Origin of the sequence: Rugosimonospora africana (assembly GCF_016862975.1) — a bacterium.
Classification (GTDB): domain Bacteria; phylum Actinomycetota; class Actinomycetes; order Mycobacteriales; family Micromonosporaceae; genus Rugosimonospora; species Rugosimonospora africana.
The window spans coordinates 1-16,848 of sequence record NZ_BONZ01000104.1 but is presented as its reverse complement, the minus strand read 5'-3'; the positions used below and the strand labels follow the sequence as shown (position 1 = coordinate 16,848).

13 protein-coding genes are annotated in these 16,848 nt (G+C 70.6%); 9 read left to right on the top strand and 4 right to left on the bottom strand.

Annotated elements, in window-relative coordinates:
* Positions 1-12: 12 nt before the first annotated feature.
* Together Raf01_RS44165 and Raf01_RS44160 are read left to right on the top strand one after the other, a co-directional pair.
* A complete protein-coding gene (locus Raf01_RS44165; RefSeq protein WP_203924147.1) occupies positions 13-1,206 on the top strand; it encodes a protein kinase family protein in 1,194 nt (397 codons plus the stop codon).
* Between the two features lie 112 nt (positions 1,207-1,318).
* Positions 1,319-2,158: an NAD(P)H-binding protein gene (locus Raf01_RS44160; RefSeq protein WP_203924146.1), complete on the top strand. Its 840-nt coding sequence runs from the start codon at positions 1,319-1,321 to the stop codon at positions 2,156-2,158.
* A gap of 118 nt (positions 2,159-2,276) precedes the next feature.
* On the opposite strand, the gene Raf01_RS44155 is transcribed toward Raf01_RS44160, so the two are convergent.
* Entirely contained in the window at positions 2,277-2,786 is a 510-nt protein-coding gene (locus Raf01_RS44155; protein WP_203924145.1) for an ArsR/SmtB family transcription factor, read from the bottom strand.
* Between the two features lie 127 nt (positions 2,787-2,913).
* Between Raf01_RS44155 and Raf01_RS44150 the strand changes: the two genes are divergently transcribed.
* The 3 genes from Raf01_RS44150 (at position 2,914) to Raf01_RS44140 (ending at position 6,053) form a co-directional block, all read left to right on the top strand.
* A complete protein-coding gene (locus Raf01_RS44150) occupies positions 2,914-3,984 on the top strand; it encodes a S41 family peptidase (protein WP_239134452.1) in 1,071 nt (356 codons plus the stop codon).
* On the top strand, positions 3,981-4,658 hold the full coding sequence (locus Raf01_RS44145; RefSeq protein ID WP_203924143.1) for a TenA family protein: 678 nt from the start codon (positions 3,981-3,983) through the stop codon (positions 4,656-4,658). The genes Raf01_RS44150 and Raf01_RS44145 overlap by 4 nt, the downstream gene beginning before the upstream one ends.
* A 105-nt stretch (positions 4,659-4,763) precedes the next feature.
* Entirely contained in the window at positions 4,764-6,053 is a 1,290-nt protein-coding gene (locus Raf01_RS44140; protein WP_203924142.1) for a tetratricopeptide repeat protein, read from the top strand.
* 24 nt (positions 6,054-6,077) lie between these two features.
* On the opposite strand, the gene Raf01_RS44135 is transcribed toward Raf01_RS44140, so the two are convergent.
* Both Raf01_RS44135 and Raf01_RS44130 read right to left on the bottom strand, forming a co-directional pair.
* Positions 6,078-6,740 (bottom strand): hypothetical protein, encoded by a 663-nt coding sequence (locus Raf01_RS44135; RefSeq protein WP_203924141.1) that lies wholly within the window; start codon positions 6,738-6,740, stop codon positions 6,078-6,080.
* A 131-nt stretch (positions 6,741-6,871) separates the two neighbouring features.
* Positions 6,872-7,636: a TetR/AcrR family transcriptional regulator gene (locus Raf01_RS44130; protein WP_203924140.1), complete on the bottom strand. Its 765-nt coding sequence runs from the start codon at positions 7,634-7,636 to the stop codon at positions 6,872-6,874.
* 63 nt (positions 7,637-7,699) lie between these two features.
* Between Raf01_RS44130 and Raf01_RS44125 the strand changes: the two genes are divergently transcribed.
* From Raf01_RS44125 to Raf01_RS44115, 3 genes are all read left to right on the top strand, one after another.
* Positions 7,700-9,142 carry a hypothetical protein gene (locus tag Raf01_RS44125; protein ID WP_203924139.1) on the top strand — a complete coding sequence of 481 codons (1,443 nt, stop codon included), beginning with the start codon at positions 7,700-7,702 and terminating at the stop codon, positions 9,140-9,142.
* A gap of 707 nt (positions 9,143-9,849) precedes the next feature.
* Entirely contained in the window at positions 9,850-13,410 is a 3,561-nt protein-coding gene (locus Raf01_RS44120) for a choice-of-anchor D domain-containing protein (RefSeq protein WP_203924138.1), read from the top strand.
* Positions 13,411-13,517: 107 nt separating this feature from the next.
* On the top strand, positions 13,518-14,027 hold the full coding sequence (locus Raf01_RS44115) for an EXPERA domain-containing protein (protein WP_203924137.1): 510 nt from the start codon (positions 13,518-13,520) through the stop codon (positions 14,025-14,027).
* An 88-nt stretch (positions 14,028-14,115) separates the two neighbouring features.
* On the opposite strand, the gene Raf01_RS44110 is transcribed toward Raf01_RS44115, so the two are convergent.
* The gene (locus Raf01_RS44110) at positions 14,116-14,691 is read right to left on the bottom strand and encodes a DUF4190 domain-containing protein (RefSeq protein ID WP_203924136.1); all 576 of its coding nucleotides are present in this window, start codon (positions 14,689-14,691) and stop codon (positions 14,116-14,118) included.
* Between the two features lie 482 nt (positions 14,692-15,173).
* Here Raf01_RS44110 and Raf01_RS44105 point away from each other — a divergent pair, with 482 nt between their 5' ends.
* Positions 15,174-16,763: a dihydrolipoyl dehydrogenase family protein gene (locus tag Raf01_RS44105; RefSeq protein ID WP_203924135.1), complete on the top strand. Its 1,590-nt coding sequence runs from the start codon at positions 15,174-15,176 to the stop codon at positions 16,761-16,763.
* Positions 16,764-16,848 lie beyond the last annotated feature (85 nt).

The window sequence follows — 16,848 nt, the reverse complement described above, 5'->3', positions numbered from 1 at the left end:
AGGGTGGCGCGGATGGACGACGGATTGGACGGTGCGAGGGCTCTGTTGCCCGGTACGCCGCTGGAGTCCCTGAACACTCTCGGCGGCAGCGACCGCTCCACGGTCCAACGGGTCTCGGCCGGCTCACGCAACCCGATCGGCTCACGCAACCCGATCGGCTCAGGCAACCCCATCGGCTCACGCAACCCGGCCGGCTCACGCACACTGATCGTCAAGACGTACACCGGATCCGGTGACGGCTGGGTGCGGGAAAGCGCCGCGCTGTCGGTCATGCCGCCGGACGCGCCCGCGCCGCGTCTCGTGGCCGCCGGGGACACCCCGCCGATCGTGGTGATGTCCGACGCGGGTACCGGCGGCAACGTCGCCGACGCCCTGCTCGGCGACGACCCGGACGCCGCGCGGCACGCGCTGGTGTCGTGGGCGACGGCCATCGCGGCGCTGCACGCGACCACGGCCGGTACCCGTGACGAGTTCCGCGCCGCGCTGGCCGCCCGGGCCGGCGCGCTGCCGGTGCCCGAGTCGGCGGTACCGGACGACCTCGACTCGGCCGCGCGGGAGATCGCCAAACACTGTGCCGACCTGGGCGTGAACGTGCCGGCCGGTGCGCTTGACGAACTGCGTGAACTCGCCGGGCGGCTGGGCGACGACGGGCCGGCCGCGATCACGCCGGCCGACGCGTGCCCGGACAACAACGTGTGGGCCGGCGACGGTCTGGTACTGGTCGACTTCGAGGGAGCGCAGTGGCGCCACGTCGCGTGGGACGTCGCGTACCTCGCCGTACCGTGGCCGACGTGCTGGTGCAGTTGGCGCGTACCGGATGGCGTCGCGCGAACGGCCATCGACGCGTACCGGGCGGCGCATCCGTCGCCGTACCTGGATGGTCCCGATTTCGACCGCGACCTCGCGGCCGCCACGGTCGGGTGGTCGTTCGTGTCGGCGGCCGGGTTCCTGCCCCGGGCGCTGGCTGACGACCCGCCATCGGCCGACCCGGCGACACCCACACCGACCCGGCGCGCGATGATCCTGCACCGGCTCGCCGTCGCGCGGGACATCCCGGACCTTCCCGCGCTCGCCGAGCTGGCCGGCCGCCTGCGCGAAGCGCTGGCCGACGAGTGGGGCGAGGCCCCCCTCGCGTATGCCCCGGCGTTTGCCCGCGCGACCCACCGGGAACTCCGGCCGAGAGCTGACGAAGTCCAGAGAAGCTGAAGCAAAAGCAGTCGAGGCACAGAGAAGTCGAAGCCCAGAGCAGTCGAAGCACGACAAGCCGAAGCAAGAGAAGTCGATTCACAGCCAAGCTGACATCGAGAGGGTGGGCCGGATGGTCGCAGTCGTCTTCGGAGCCGCCGGCAGTGTGGGCAGTCACGTCGCCGCGGGTCTGGCCGCCCGGGATATCCGCGTGAGGGCGACCAGCCGGCGGCCGGAATCGGGGCGATTGCCCGCCGGCACCGAGGTCGTCGCGGCCGACCTGGAGCGCCCCGAGACCCTGCCAGCCGCACTGGCCGGTGCGGAGACGGTGTTCCTGTACGCCAAGCCGGAAGGCATCGACGGCTTCGTGGCAGCGGCCGAAGCCGCCGGGGTACGGCACGTGGCCCTGCTGTCGTCCGGCGGGGTGGTGAGCCCACGGGCGGAGGAGAACCCGATCGCCCGGCTGCACCGCGCCGTCGAGGTGGCGCTGGAGGGTTCCGGTCTGGCGTGGACGTTCATCCGGGGCGGGATGTTCGCCACGAACGCCCGGTGGTGGTGGACCGACCCGATCCGTAACGGTGACGCGGTGAGGCTGCCGTACCCGGAAGCGCAGACCGCTCCGGTCCACGAGAAGGATCTGGCCGCGATCGCGGTCAGCGCCCTGACCGAGCCGGGGCACGCGGGACAGGCGTACCTCGTCAACGGACCTGAGTCGCTGACGCTGCGGGAGCAGGTCGGGCACATCGGCCGGGCCATCGGCCGGGAGATCGCTATCGAGGCGGTACCCGAAGACGAGGCGCGCGCCGACCTCGCACGCACCATGCCGCCCGCCGCCGTCGATGCGATCATGTACGTGTGGAAGGCCGGGGTCGACGCGCCGGCGCCGGTGTCCACGACTGTCCGGGACGTCACCGGGCAGCCGCCGCACAGCTTCGCCGAGTGGGCCGGGGATCACGCCGACGACTTCCGCTGACCGCACCCGGCCATTCGCACCCGGCCATTCGCGCCTGCCAATTAGCGATGGCCATTAGCGATGGCCATCAGCGCCGGCCACCCGGCGCGGTCCGGCTGCCCCCGCCCGGCGTGGCCGCCTATTCGGTGCGGTACATGCCGACGAGCACGCCGTATCGCGGCTCGTCCGGTCCCCCATCGGTCGCCGTCTCGATCAGGCGGGACAGGGCCGCACTCAGTTCCTGGGCCTGGGCGGCGGTCAACCGCAGATGGCGCAGCACCAGCAACGGCTCATCGGCGGTCGGCACGATCTCGTCGGCGACCGCCTGAAGTAGCGCCGTGGTGGACTCGGCCGGGCGCCCGGGCACGTGGATGCGCCGGGTCGTGCGCTGGTAGGAGTGCTCGGTGCCGCCGCGCACGTGGCGCGTCCCGACCACCCGCACCATGCCGGCCGCCCCGAGCACCTTGAGATGGTGGGCGATGGTGCCCTTCTGGGCGTCGAACGCGGCGGCGAGCTGGCTCATCGTCGCCGGCTCGTCGAGCGCGTACAGCAGACGCTGCCGCAGCGGATGACCCAGCGCCTTGAGCTGCGCGGGTGTCGTCGCCTCCAGCGTCTTGTCGAGAGGCTGGGGATCGGGCTCGCCGAACATGAGGAAAGCATCCGCATCTCTTGACGCTTTGTCAACGGTCTGCTCTACTCGCCTCATGGAACAGGCTGACCTCATGGCACAGGCCCCCCTCGCGAAACAGGCCGATCGCTTGGAACGGACTGATCGCTTGGAACAGGCTGATGTCGAACGGATCGTCACCGAGACCAGCGAGCTGACCGCCGAGCTGTATGTCTTTCCGGACATCGGCGCGCGGCTGGGTGAACTGTTGGGCGAGCGGGCCGCGGCCGGCAGGTATGCGGGCGTCACGTCGCCGCCGGAGCTTGCCGGGCTCGTCACCGAGGACCTCCAATCCGTCAACGGCGACCCGCACCTGAGGCTCAAGCACCACCCGGACGAGATTCCCGACCTCCCCGGGCCGGAGATGATGGTGGCGATGATCTCCGCGCAGGCGGCGCGCACCATGGGTGGCGTGGCCAGCGTGCAGTGGCTCGACGGCAACGTCGCGCTCCTGGAGCTGCGGCCGCTGCTGTTCCCGCCATCCATGGTGGGCGGCGCCTTCGCCGCCGCGATGCAGCTCATCGCCCCGGCCGAGGCGCTGATCCTCGACCTGCGCCACACCGTCGGCGGCGACCCGAACGCGGTGGCGATGCTGTGCAGCTACCTGTTCGGCGACGAGCCGGTGCACCTCATCGACATCTACGAGCGCGAGGGGGACCGGACGACGCAGTCGTGGACGCTGCCGTACGTGCCCGGCGCCCGGTTCGGCGACACCAAGCCGGTGTACGTGCTGACCAGCGCGACCACGTTCTCCGGTGGCGAGGAGCTGGCGTACGACCTGCAGCAGCACGGCCGAGCGGTGCTGGTCGGCGAACGCACGAAGGGTGGCGCACACCCCCGGATCGGCCGCCGCGTGCACCCGCACCTGGAGGTGACGATCCCGACCGGCCGGGCCATCAGCCCGATTTCCGGCACGAACTGGGAGGGCGTCGGCGTCCTACCTGACATCGAGGTACCGGCGGACCAGGCGCTCGACCGGGCACACGAGCTGGCCCGCGTCGCGATCAAACCCGTGCCGCACCAGGCCGGCCCCGCGGACGAGACCGGCCCCGCGGACGAGACCGGCCCCACGAACGAGACGAGCACCGCGCCGGGCGGGAATGGCCGCGCGCCGGACCCGGCGAGCGCGTCGCGGGATTCCGGTTCGGCGGTGCCGGCCGGAAACGGGTCGGCGGCGTGATCCCACTGACCGAACGGCTGTGGAAGGACAACTCGTCCGTCTACGCCGAGATCGTCGCGCACCCGTTCATCACCGGGCTGGTCGACGGGACGCTGGGAGCCCACCAGTTCGGCCACTATGTCGCGCAGGACGCCCACTACCTGTACGACTACGCACGGGCGCTGATGGTCATCGGCGCGAAGGCTCCGACTTCCGAGGATGTCGCGATGTTCGCCCGGCACGCCGCGGACACCATCGAGGTGGAGTTGGCGCTGCGGACCACGACGCTCCCCTCGCTCGGGGTGGATCCGGTGACCGTCGCGGTGAGCCTGCCGAGCACCCGCGCGTACACCGACCATCTCCTGGCGGTCGCGACGACCGGTACGTTCGCCGACGGGCTCGCCGCGATCCTGCCCTGTTACGTCATCTATGCCCGGCTCGGGTCGGACCTGATCGACCTCCCGATCGGCAACCCGCTGTACCGGGAGTGGGTCGACACCTACGCCGATACCCGGTTCGTGAAGGCGGTCCACGACGTCACCGCGGTGGCGGACCGGGTCGGCGTGTCGCTGAATCCGGAGGACGAGAACCGTGCCCACGCACATTACGCCGCGTCGGCCCGGTACGAGTGGAGGTTCTGGGACGCGGCGTACCGGGGCGAACAGCCGTCCACCGACCACACCGGATCGCCGTGATTTCGGGCTAGCCCCGCGTCACCCTGCCGGCGGGACAGCGCGGCGCACGACTCCCGGTGTTCAATGTGGAGGGTCGCGGTCGGATCGCGCGCGAGGGGCGGCACGGTGGACGACGAGTTGTGGCAGCGGGTCTCGGACCTGTGCCGCGAACGGGACTACCGGGCGGCCCTCACCGCGGTCGACGTGGCCACTGTGGACAGTCAAGCCGTGGACAGTCCGACCGCGACTGTTCTGCGCGCCTGGGTCCGCGCCGAGCAGGGCGAGCGTCGCGAGGCGCGCCTCGCGGTCGAACGCCTGCTGGCGACGCGGGGCACTCCAGAGACGGGCGATCCAGGGACGGGCGACCCAGCGACGCGGGACGGCCCAGGGACACGGGACGACCTGGAGACGCACCTGCTCGCGGTGCGGTTCTTCCACCGGCTGGGCGACCACGGCGCCAGCATCCTGTACGCCCGCCGGGCCACCCGAATCGCCCCGGACAGCGCGGAGGCGTGGCGGTTGCTCGCCCGGGCATACCGCGAGAGGCGGCGGCAGGGCCGGGCGCTGGTGGCGGCGCGGCGGTCGGTCGCACTCGCACCGGACAGCCTGGACAGTCGCCTTATGCTGGCGAGCGTGTTGTCCCGGTTCGGGCCGCTGCACGACGCCCGGGAGGCGAACGAGCAACTGGCCGAGGCGGCACTGCTGGCACCCGACAGTCCCAAGCCGCAGGAGGTGGCGGCCGCCGAGCGGCGCGTCACCCGATCGTTCTGGGTGATGCTGCTCGTGTGCGCCGGGGCGAACGGGTTACGGCAGATGCTGTTCAGTTCGCTCGGCCACCGGCTGGCCATGGTGGCCGGTGGAATCTTCGTCACGCTCCTGCTGGCGCTGAGGATCGGGATGTGGCTCTCGGACACCCGGTCGTATGGACAGACCATCCTCGGGCGCATCAGCACCCGCAGGGCACGGGGGCGGGAGGACACCGCCGCCGTCGACGGGGTACTGGGCTGGACCGCGTCGAACGATCGCGCCCTGCTACCGCTGGTACCCGCGCTGGCGCTCGGACCGCACACGGTCGCGGCGGCGCTCGGCTCGCCGTTCCCCCGGTGGACCCTGGTGTTTCCGCTCGCCGGCACCGCACTGCTGGCCGCCGCCGCCTGGTACGGCGTCGATAGCTGGCTCGGTGCCGGCGTGTTCCGGCGGGCGGTTCGCCTGTCCGCCCCACTTCGCCGGCAACTCGGGCTGACCGCGGCGCTGATCGGCGCGGGCGTCGCGCTGCTGGCCGCCGATCAGTTCACGCCGGGGCCGATGTTGACGACCCGGCTGTGGATCGTGGCGGCGGTCTCGCTGGTCGCGTGGGCGTTCGTGGGCCCGCTGGCGGTCGGCTGGCTCTCGCGTCACACGCTGCCGGAGGAATGAACTCCCTGAACCAGGGATCAGGGATCAGGGGACAGGAGTCGGGGACCAGGCGTCAGGCAACGGCCGGGCGATCTGGAAGAGGCCGTGCACGAACAGCAGCCGGTAGCGCTCGCCGGGCTCGGCGCCCACCTCGAGGACCCATCGGGACGGCGCGTCGGACTCGACCCCCCGGGCGTCGGGGAAGCGCGCGACGGCGTCGTTCACGACGCACGACCACGGCGCCAGCCGACCCGGCGGGGGCAGTTCCGGAACCGGGTCGCCGGGCGGCCGGACCAACCATCCCTGAAGTACGGCACCGCCGTGGCCGACGATAATCTCCCAGCGCAGCCCGGGCCACAGGCCGCCGCGCACCCGCTCCCCGCCGCCACCACCGGGACCCGGCTCCGGTCGCGCCTCCGGTGGCAGCGCCGTCCCCGATGACAGCCGCCAGGTGTGCACGCTCAACGTGGAATCGCCCCACCGCCGGGTACGCTCGTCGTCCTCCGGGCCGAGCACCGCCCGGTACAGGCCGAGACCGCGCGGGCCACGCGCCGACCGCAGCATCCGCTGCCACCGGGTGTGCGCCGCCAGGTACTCCGCGCGGGACGCCCCCGCCTCCTCGCAGGCGACGGAGACCAGGTCGGGCTGGAAGTCGGCCATCCGGCGGAGCAGCATCAGCTGGAACTCGTACCGGGCGAAGCCCTTCACCGGCTGACCCGTCGACCGACCATGTCCGCAACATACGCCCCGCACCGTCGCGTCCCGCACCGTGCCGTCAAGCACCGTGCCGTCAAGCACCGTGCCGTCCCCCCGCTGTGCCGTCCCGCGTCACGGTCCGGTCAGGGCAGCCGGGCGGCGATGCCGTCGAGGAGCATGTCGAGGCCGAGGTCGAACTGCTCGTCCACGGTCGGGCCGCTGGGCCGGGCGAGCCAGCCGGTCAGGTGAGGCAGGTCACCGCGCGCCGCGGCCAGGTCATGGACGGTGGCGATCGCGGCGAGGAACGCCTCCGGGCTCTCCAGTCCCTGGCTGCGCAGCGTCCGGGCCTCCTGGGCCTCCTGCAATCCGCTGCCCAGAATGTGCCGGTCGACGAGAGCCGCGTAGGTCATCGCGTCCGGTACCGTCAGGCCCCGGTCCACCAGCACGCTGAGCATGAACTCGGTGCGCCGCATGAGGTGCGGCCCGGCCGGTGGGCGGGTGTGGATCAGCACCGGGTACCAGCCGTGTCGTTTGATCATTCCCCGGGTGTCCACGGCCAGCGTGCGTAGGTCCACCCGCCAGTCCGACCCCGGCTCGGTCGGCACCGGGACCTCGGCGGCGGCCGCGTCGAGCATGAGATCGACCAGCCCCTCCTTGCTGTGGACGTAGCGGTACAGCGCCATCGGTGAGTACGGGCCGAGCCGGGCGGCGACCGCCTTCATGGTCAGGCCGGCCGCGCCGGACTCGTCGGCCACCGCGATCGCGGCCACCACGATTTCCTCCCGTCCCAGGGCGCGCTGCCGGGGCGGCGGTGGCGGCTGCGTCCAGACCAGTGGGGCCGGTCTCTTCGCCTCGGCGGCTTTCTCAGGCTGGGCGAAATCCTCAGGCTGGGCGGAATCCTTGGGCACCTCGAAAGTGTATAACGTACACTCGGGTTTATCACGTAAACTTTCGCGAGTTGGAGGGCTTCGATGATCACCATGCCGGACCTGCCGGGCATCCGCCTCGGAGTGGTGCGGGGCATCAGCTACGGACTGTTTGGCCGGCCCGACGAGTTCCTCCCGGCGGCCCGCGGAATCGGCGCCGGCCTCGTGCGCGTCTACCTGTACTGGGGGCAGGTCGAGCCCGAGCCCGGCCGGTACGTCTGGGACACGGTCGACGCGCTGCTGCGCCAGCTGGACGGTGACGAGGAGATCTGGGTCACGGTGTGCTCCAGCTCGCCCTGGGCGACCCGGGTCGCGACGGACTTCCTGCCGCCGTCTCCCGCCAAGGATCCCGACACGTACGGCGCGTTCATCCGAGCCCTGGTGCGGCACTGCGCGGGCCGGGTGAGGTACTGGCAGTGCGACAACGAGCCGAGCAACGACCTGCTGTGGTCCGGCACCGCCGACGAGTATGTGGCGCAGCTCGCGACCATGCACCGCGCGGTCCGCGAGGCCGATCCCACCGCCGCGGTGGTGCTCGGCGGCTGCGGGTACGACGTGTTGTCCAGCGCGGAGGGCAGCGAGCCGCGCCGGTTCTTCGACCACGTCGTCCGGGAGGGCAGGGAATGGTTCGACCTCTTCGACGTCCACCTGTACGGCGACCCCGCCCGCGTTCCGGACTACCTTCAGACCGCGCGGCAGCTGATGAGGGCGCACGGGTACGCCAGGCCGATCGTCGCCGGTGAGCACGGCGGCCCGGTGCCGTTCGAGTTCCCGGAGGTGGATTCGGTTGTCCAGGAGGTGTTCGTGTCCGCGTTCGCGACCCCGCCGGCTTCGCAGAGCACCGACGAGCTGATCGCCCAGGCGACCCAGCTGACTCCCGAACGGCGCGCGATGACCGCGCTCTACGCCCGCATGTCCGACCTGCCGCCCCGACTCCAGATGTTCCTGCACGGCTGCCCGCCGGAGTGGGAAGCCAAGCGCCACCGGATCAACTGCCGACAGATCGTCGCGCGTACCGTGCTGGCGCTCGCCGGTGGCGTCGGCCGCCTCGCGTACTGGAACCTCGCCCCCGAGGTACCCGGGGCAACCGACCCGTACCAGATGATGCACCTGATGTTCGGCAAGCTGCCGATCCTCGACTACCGGGACGGTGCTCTGCGGCACCGCCACCCCGGCGCGGGCACCTTCGCGCTGCTCGCCGGGCAACTGGCCGGAGCGGTCGCGGTGAGCCGGCTGGAGACACCCGGGTGGCCGGGTGGGTACGCGTTCGAGGTCGAGCGCGCGGATCGCGACCGGCTGCTGGTGCTGTGGGACGGACGCGACACGTTCGACGGCGAGGACGAGCCCCCGGTCAGCGTCGCTCTCCCCTGGCCCGCCGATGCCGCGACCGCGATCGACGCGTTCGGCGAGCCGGTCGCCTCGCGGGTCGACGGCGGCACGCTGCGCCTGGAGGTCACGGACACTCCGGTGTTCGTCTCGCCCGCCTGACCACCGCCGCTCTGCTTACCCCGGCGCAACAGGGGCCCATCCGCCCGGGTCGGACCGGCGCGCCGGGGTGGCCCGTCCGCCCGGGTCGGGCCGCCCGCCCGTGCGGATCAGCCGCGTCGGATCGGACCAGCCCGGCCGTGGTGTCCGTTGCCAACCTTTGCTCTGCTTACCTGGACGCAACACTCGAACGCCGTTTCCGTTGCGTGGAGGTAAGCAGAGCAAAGGTTGCCGGAGCGAACCCCGGTCGGGTGCGGCGAGACCGATGCGGCGCCACCCAACCCCGCGCCACCCAACCCGGCGCCGTCCAACCGGCGCCACCAACTCGGGTCGCGGCTTTTTGCACGCGCCGGTAGCCGGCAGACTTCGCGCCCGGCCTGGGAACGACCGCAGGCATTGATCGACCACGGTAACAGCGCCCCCCGCCACCGCGCCACCAGGGACTGTGGATCAGTCGCCGTCTTGCATTCTGAAGTAAGAATCAGGCAGAGATGTGTCTGGATATTGCGCACAAGTGTCGATGGAGTTACCGTCCCTTATCCGAGCCCGTGCTCGCCTCCGCCATAACCCGGCTCCGGCTGTGCTCAGGCTCTGTACCTGTCCGGGCTCCGCTCCCGACCCGCCCGGGTCGGGCCCGATCGGCATCCGTTCCCCAACGCTCCGTTCGCTCCCGTCCCCCACCGCTTCCGTCCCAAGGAAAGTGAGCGCACATGTCCGGACCCACTCACGGCGCGCGACGAAGGAGCCTCCTCGTCGCCGGCGCCACGCTGGCCGCGGCCGGTCTCGTCGCCCTGCCGGCCAGCCCGGCGTTCGCGGCCGCGACCGGCGGCGTCGGCGCGACGCTGCCCTACGTCGAGGTGCAGGCGGAGAACTCCGCCACCAACGGAACGATCATCGGCCCGACCGCCGCCTACGGCACGCTCGCCGACGAGGCGTCCTACCGCAAGGCGGTGACGTTGCAGGGCACCGGCAAGTACGTGGAGTTCACCACGCCGGCGCCGACGAACTCCATCGACTTCCGGTACAGCATCCCGGACTCGTCCGGCGGCTCGGTCTACACGTCGCCGCTGTCGCTGTATGTCAACGGTACGAAGCAGGCGAACTTCACGCTGACCAACGCGTACAGCTGGTACTACGGCGGCTACCCGTTCACCAACTCGCCGGGCAGCAACCCGCACCACTTCTACGACGAGGTGCACCGCCTCTTCTCGACCACCTACCCGGCCGGCACCAAGTTCCGCCTGCAGGTCGACTCCGAGGACACCGCCTCGTCGTACACCATCGACTTCGCCGACTTCGAGAGCGTCGCGGGCGACCTGGCCCAGCCGTCCGGCTCGGTCTCGGTCACCAGCCAGGGCGCGGACCCGACCGGCGCGAACGACTCGACGGCCGCGTTCAACGCCGCCATCTCCGCGGCCGGTTCGGGCGGAACGGTCTGGATCCCGGACGGCACCTTCCGGATCCCCGGGCACCTGATCCTCAACAACGTCACCATCAAGGGTGCCGGCATGTGGCACTCGACGATCGTCGGCGCCGCCCCCGGCATGTACGGCAACAACGCGCCGTCGGGCAGCTCGAACGTGCACCTGTCGGACTTCGCCATCTTCGGCGACGTCCAGGAGCGCAACGACTCCGCCCAGGTCAACGGCGTCGGCGGTGCCCTGAACAACTCCACTGTGGACCGGTTGTGGATCGAACACATGAAGGTCGGCGCGTGGATGGACGGGCCGATGAACAATCTGGTGTTCAGCGGCATGCGCATCCGCAACACCACGGCGGACGGCATCAACTTCCACGACGGCGTCACCAACTCCAAGGTCACCAACAGCGACCTGCGCAACCTCGGTGACGACGGCCTGGCGACCTGGGCCGACACCAACGCCGACGCGAACGACTCGTTCGACCACGACACGGTGCAATACCCCATCCTGGCCAACGGCATCGCCATCTACGGCGGCCACGACAACTTCGTGACCGACAACCGGGTCATCGACGCCGGCCTCACTCAGGGCGGTGGCATCCACGTCGCGCAGCGCTTCGCCTCGACCCCGCTGGGCCGCACCGACGTGCTGCGCAACACGCTGATCCGGGACGGCAGCCTCGACCCGAACTGGCAGTTCGGCGTCGGCGCGCTGTGGTTCGACGCCCGCGACGCCGCCATGAGCGGCCTGGTGAACGTTGACAACATCCTGATCCAGCAGAGCCCGTACGAGGCGATCCAGTTCGTCTCGGGCTCCAGCATCACCAATGTGCAGATCAACAACGCGACCATCCAGAACACCGGAACCTGGGTCGTTCAGGAGCAGGTCGGCGGCTCCGCGAAGATCACCAACAGCACCGCGACCGGTACCCAGGCGCCGGGCTCGATCTACAACTGCGGCGTGGGCTTCACGCTGACCGACGGCGGCGGCAACTCGGGCATCATCGGCCCGAACTCGTGCGCGAACATCACGCCGACGTTCCCGCCGTACCTGCCGGACAACGGCTCGCTCATCTCCATCAGCCCGACCGCGGTCGGCTTCGGCACCGTGGCCACCGGTTCGTCCAGCCCGGCGCAGTCGGTCACGGTCACCAACAGCGGCACCTCCGCCGCCCCGGTCTCATCGATCGCCACCACCGGCGACTTCAGCCAGACCAACACGTGCGGCAGCAGCATCGCGGCCGGCTCGTCGTGCACCGTCAGCGTCACGTTCCGGCCGACGGGTACGGGTTCCCGCACCGGTACCCTGACCGTCACCGCGTCCGGGATCGCCAACAGCGTTCCGTTGTCCGGCACCGGAGTGGCACCCGGACCGATCCTGACCGCCAGCCCGACCGGGCTGAGCTTCGCCGGTACCATCGTCGGCAGTTCCTCGGCGACCCAGGCGGTGACGGTGACGAACACCGGTACCACCTCGGCGACGGTCTCCGGCGTCTCGGCGAGCGGCGACTTCAGCCAGACGAACAACTGCTCCACTCTCGCGGTCGGCGCGTCCTGCACGGTGACCGTGACGTTCACCCCGACCACCTCGGGCACCCGCACCGGAACGGTGAACCTCACGAGCAACGCCAACAACAGCCCGACGGCCATCTCGTTGAGCGGCAGCGGCATCGGTACCAACACCAACATCGCGGCCGGACGCCCGGCCACGGCCAGCAGCCAGGTGAATGCGACCCAGGTACCGGCGACGGCGACCGACGGCGACCCGAACACCTACTGGGAGAGCGCGAACGGCTCGTTCCCGCAGTGGCTGCAGGTGGACCTCGGCTCGTCGTACAGCATCGGCAAGGTGACGCTGGACCTTCCACCGTCCACCGCGTGGGGCACCCGGACCCAGACCCTGTCGGTGCAGACGAGCACGAACGGCTCGTCGTTCGACACCGCCGTCGGGTCGGCGACGTACACGTTCAACCCGGCGACCGGCAACACCGTGTCCATCACGGTGCCGGGCAGCACCGCCCGGTACGTGCGGGTGAACATCACCGCCAACTCCGGCTGGCCGGCCGGCCAGGTCTCGGAATTCCAGGTGTACCCGAGTGGTGGCGGCACCACGCCGCCCACCTCGGCGGTGCTGTCCGCCAACCCGTCCTCGCTCAGCTTCGCCAGCCAGGCGCTGAACACCACGAGCGCGGCGAAGTCGGTGACGGTCACCAACACCGGTACCGCGACCGCATCGGTCTCCGGGGTCTCGGTCTCCGGTGACTACACCCAGACGAACACCTGCGGTACCTCGATCGCGGCCGGTGCCTCGTGCACGGTCAGCGTCAGCTTCCGGCCGACCGCGTCCGGTACCCGCACCGGCACGTTGACGGTCAGCGGCAACGCGACGAACAACCCGCTGACCGTAGCGCTGTCCGGCACCGGGGCCGGCACCACGAGCACCAACCTCGCGGCCGGCAAGCCGACGAGTGAGTCCAGCCACACCGACGTGTACCCGTCCTCGAACGTCACGGACGGCAACCAGAACAGTTACTGGGAGAGCGCCAACAACGCGTTCCCGCAGTGGGTGCAGGTCGACCTCGGGTCGGCGTCCAGCGCCAGCCGCGTCGTGCTCCAACTGCCCGCCTCCTGGGGCGCGCGCAACCAGACGCTGTCGGTGCAGGCGAGCACCAACGGTACGAGCTGGACCACGGTCACCGCGTCGGCGAGCTACGCCTTCGCTCCGGCCAGCAACAACACCGTCACCATCACGTTCACCGCGACGACCGCCCGGTACTTCCGGCTGAACTTCACGGCGAACACCGGCTGGCCCGCCGGCCAGCTCTCGGAGTTCCAGGTCTGGAACGTCTGACGGCCCAGAACCTGATGGCCCAGAACCTGATGGCCTAGAACCGGTGCGGTGCCGCCGGGTCGATGTCGACCCGGCGGCACCGCACCCTCCGGATAAGATCGCGCACCATGACCACCCCGGTTCCGGTGAACCTCGCGCTGTCCAGGCGCAGGATCGATGTCTTCTTCGCGGTCGTGTTCGCGGCGTTCACGGTGACATCCGTCATCAGCGACCTGCTGCCCACGATCGGTGTCAATTTCTCCCACCCGTCGGGCAACTTCTTCGTGCAGTCGAACTACTGGTACGCGCACGACGCCGACCCGCTGTTCATGAACCCGCCGGACTGGATGCGCATCGTCACCGGGCTGTCGGCCTTTGTGTACATGCCGTTCTACCCGGTACTGGTCTACGCGCTGCTGACCGGGAAGAACTGGATCCAGCTGCCGGCGGTCATCTACGCGACCATGATCGTGTCGCTCACCGGGATCGTCGTGTTCGGCGTGGAGTTCTTCGGCGAGCCGGCGTTCCGTACCCACAACCCGGCCAAGTTCCTGTCGTTCAACCTGCCGTACGTGCTGGTCCCGCTGCTGCTGCTGATCCGGATGCGCAAGCCGCTGCCGTTCGCCCGGAAGTTCTGAGAAACCGCGAGGGGACCTGGGCCCGATCGCGTTCGCCGGCCCAGGTCCCCTACGGTCAACAGACAGCTACGGTCGACCGGTCACCCGATCATTTGGTGTTCACCGTGCACAGCGAGTCGAGCTTCGACGCATCGGTGTCGAGCTTGTCGCTGAGCTCCTGCGACGGCGACGTGCCCGAGTTGACGTCCTTCAGCAGCTCGCTGTAGTCCGCCGCGACGGCCTGGACCGCGCTGCGCACGTTGTCGTGCTTGGCCTTGCCCGCCGCCGAGTTCAGCCCGTCGATGGTCGCCTGGAGACCCTCCTTGATGGTGTCCGGGCTGTTCACCTTCGACTCGTTGTCGATCATCGCCGACTTGCCGGAGAGGCATCCAGGGTCGGTCAGGGTCGACACCTTGCCACCGAGCGCAACGATCGCGGCGGTGCTGCCGCCCATGATGAGCACCGAGATGATGATGCCCGCGATGGCCAGGCCCTTGCCCTTCTGACCCCTGCGACCCGCCAGCACCAGGCCGATGATGCTCAGGATGAAGCCGAGCGGCGCGACGAAGATGGCCAGGATCAGACCCGCGATGGACAACCCGTTGGTGCCCTGGGCCGCAGGCGGAGGGGCGACCGGCGGGAACGATCCGACTGGCGGCGGCGGACCCTGTTGGTCGATTGACATGTACGTCTTCCATTCCGGGGAATTGGCGTTGAACTAACGGCGGAACGATACGCGACGGGTTCTCGGATCGTTGGCCCATTGCCGGTGCGGAAATGAACGGAATAGTCCGGTCGGTGGCGGTCGGTCATTAGTACCGGCGCCGTCCCTGGGAACGGAGGCGCCGCGGCGGCGACACCTCCGCCACATCGGTTGGCGTGCCGGTTTTCTTCGTATTGGTCGGCAAAGGCACTCGCCTTGACGGGCAAGCGCACTCGGCGAACCGGTGTCGCGTGCCACCCGATTGGCCGCCACCGCGCCAGCCGATCAGGCGCGCGGCTCCGGCCTTTAAGATCATTTTCTCCGGTCGCGGCAACCGGGCACCGCCGGCAATAGTGCGACCAAATCGCGATGCTTCCGCGCGTGCCGGGCGCGGGCGCACCGCGCCGCGCCGGCCACCCGCCGGGCCTGTAGCGTGATGCTGGTTCCGGACGGTGGGGAGGACCATGACCAGCGAAGACCGGTCGCTCGACGGCGGCACCGCCGCGATCGCACCAGGCTCCGACCGCGCTGAGTTCGACCGCAGCAGTTCCGACCGCGCTGAGTGGGACGTCATCGTGCTCGGAGGTGCGGCCGCCGGTGAAAACGCGGCGCAGTACGCGAGCCAGTTCTCCGGCCTGACGTCCGTGCTGGTGGAGGCGTCGCTGGTGGGCGGCGAGTGCTCGTACTGGGCGTGCATGCCGAGCAAGAGCCTGCTGCGGCCGGTCGAGGTCGTCGACGCCGCCAACCACCTGTCCGGGGTGGCCGCGAGCCTGGCGGATCCGCAGGCCGTACTGGCCCGGCGCGACGAGGTCATCAACCGGCTGGACGACGCGTCGCAGGTGAAGTGGGCCACGGACAACGGCATCGACGTGGTGCGCGGGTACGGGCGGCTGGCCGGCGAGCGCACGATCGAGCTGACCGCGCCGGACGGCAGCACCCGACTGCTCCACGCCCGGCACGCGGTCGTGGTCGACACCGGCTCGTCCCCTTCGGTACCGGCGACTCCCGGCCTGCGCGAGGCGCTGCCGTGGACGTCGCGGGACGTGACCAACCTGCACGAGATACCGCGACGCGTGGTGATCCTCGGCGGCGGGGTGGTCGCCTGTGAGGCGGCGACCTGGCTGCGCGGCCTCGGCGTCGCCGAGCTGACCGTGGTCTACCGCGGCGACGGGCTGCTGACCAACCAGGAACCGTTCGCCGGTGAGCTGGTCGCCGACGGGTTGCGGGACAGCGGCGTACAACTGCGGCCCGGGCGTACCGTGTCGGCCGTCGCGCGCCCGGACGTGCGGGACACCGGTACCGGGCTGGTGCACGGTGGCGAGGTGCGGGTGACGCTGGACGACGGGTCGGTCATCACCGCCGACGAGATCGTCGTCGCGGCTGGCCGCACCCCGAACACCGGCGACATCGGGCTGGAGACCGTCGGCCTGCCCACCGGTGGCTTCCTGGACGTCGACGACCAGCAGACGGTACGCGGGGTCGACGGCAGTTGGCTGTACGCGATCGGCGACGTGTGCGGCAAGGCTCTGCTCACCCACATGGGCAAGTACCAGGCTCGGATCGCCGGCGAGGTCATCGCGGCTCGGGCGGCCGGCGGGGCTGACCCGGCCGGGGCAGGCAACACGACCGACCTGCCCAGCGCGACCGACCTGCCCAGCGCGGCTGCCGGACACCTCGGGCTGCCCCAGGTCACGTTCACCAACCCGGAGGTGGGTTCGGCGGGCATGACCGAGCGGCGGGCCCGGGAAGCCGGGCTGGACGTCGAGACGGTCGAGCACGATCTGGCCGCGCTCGCCGGCACCTATGTGCTGCGCGAGGACTACCGCGGGCGCTCCAAGCTGGTCATCGACCGGGCGACCGACACCGTGGTGGGCGCCACGTTCGTCGGGACGGGCACCGCCGAATTGGTGCATTCGGCGACGGTGGCCATTGTCGCGAAGGTGCCGTTGTCGACGCTTTGGCACGTGGTACCCAGTTACCCGACGGTGAGCGAGACCTGGCTGCGGCTGCTGGAGTCGCTACGGGCGACCCGCCACGCCGCCGCGAAGGGCTGACCGGGATCCCGGCGCCTCCCGATCGCCCTGCCGGAGGCCAGCGCACCCGGCCGAGGCGGCACCAGTGGAGGGTCGGGCGCCGCGC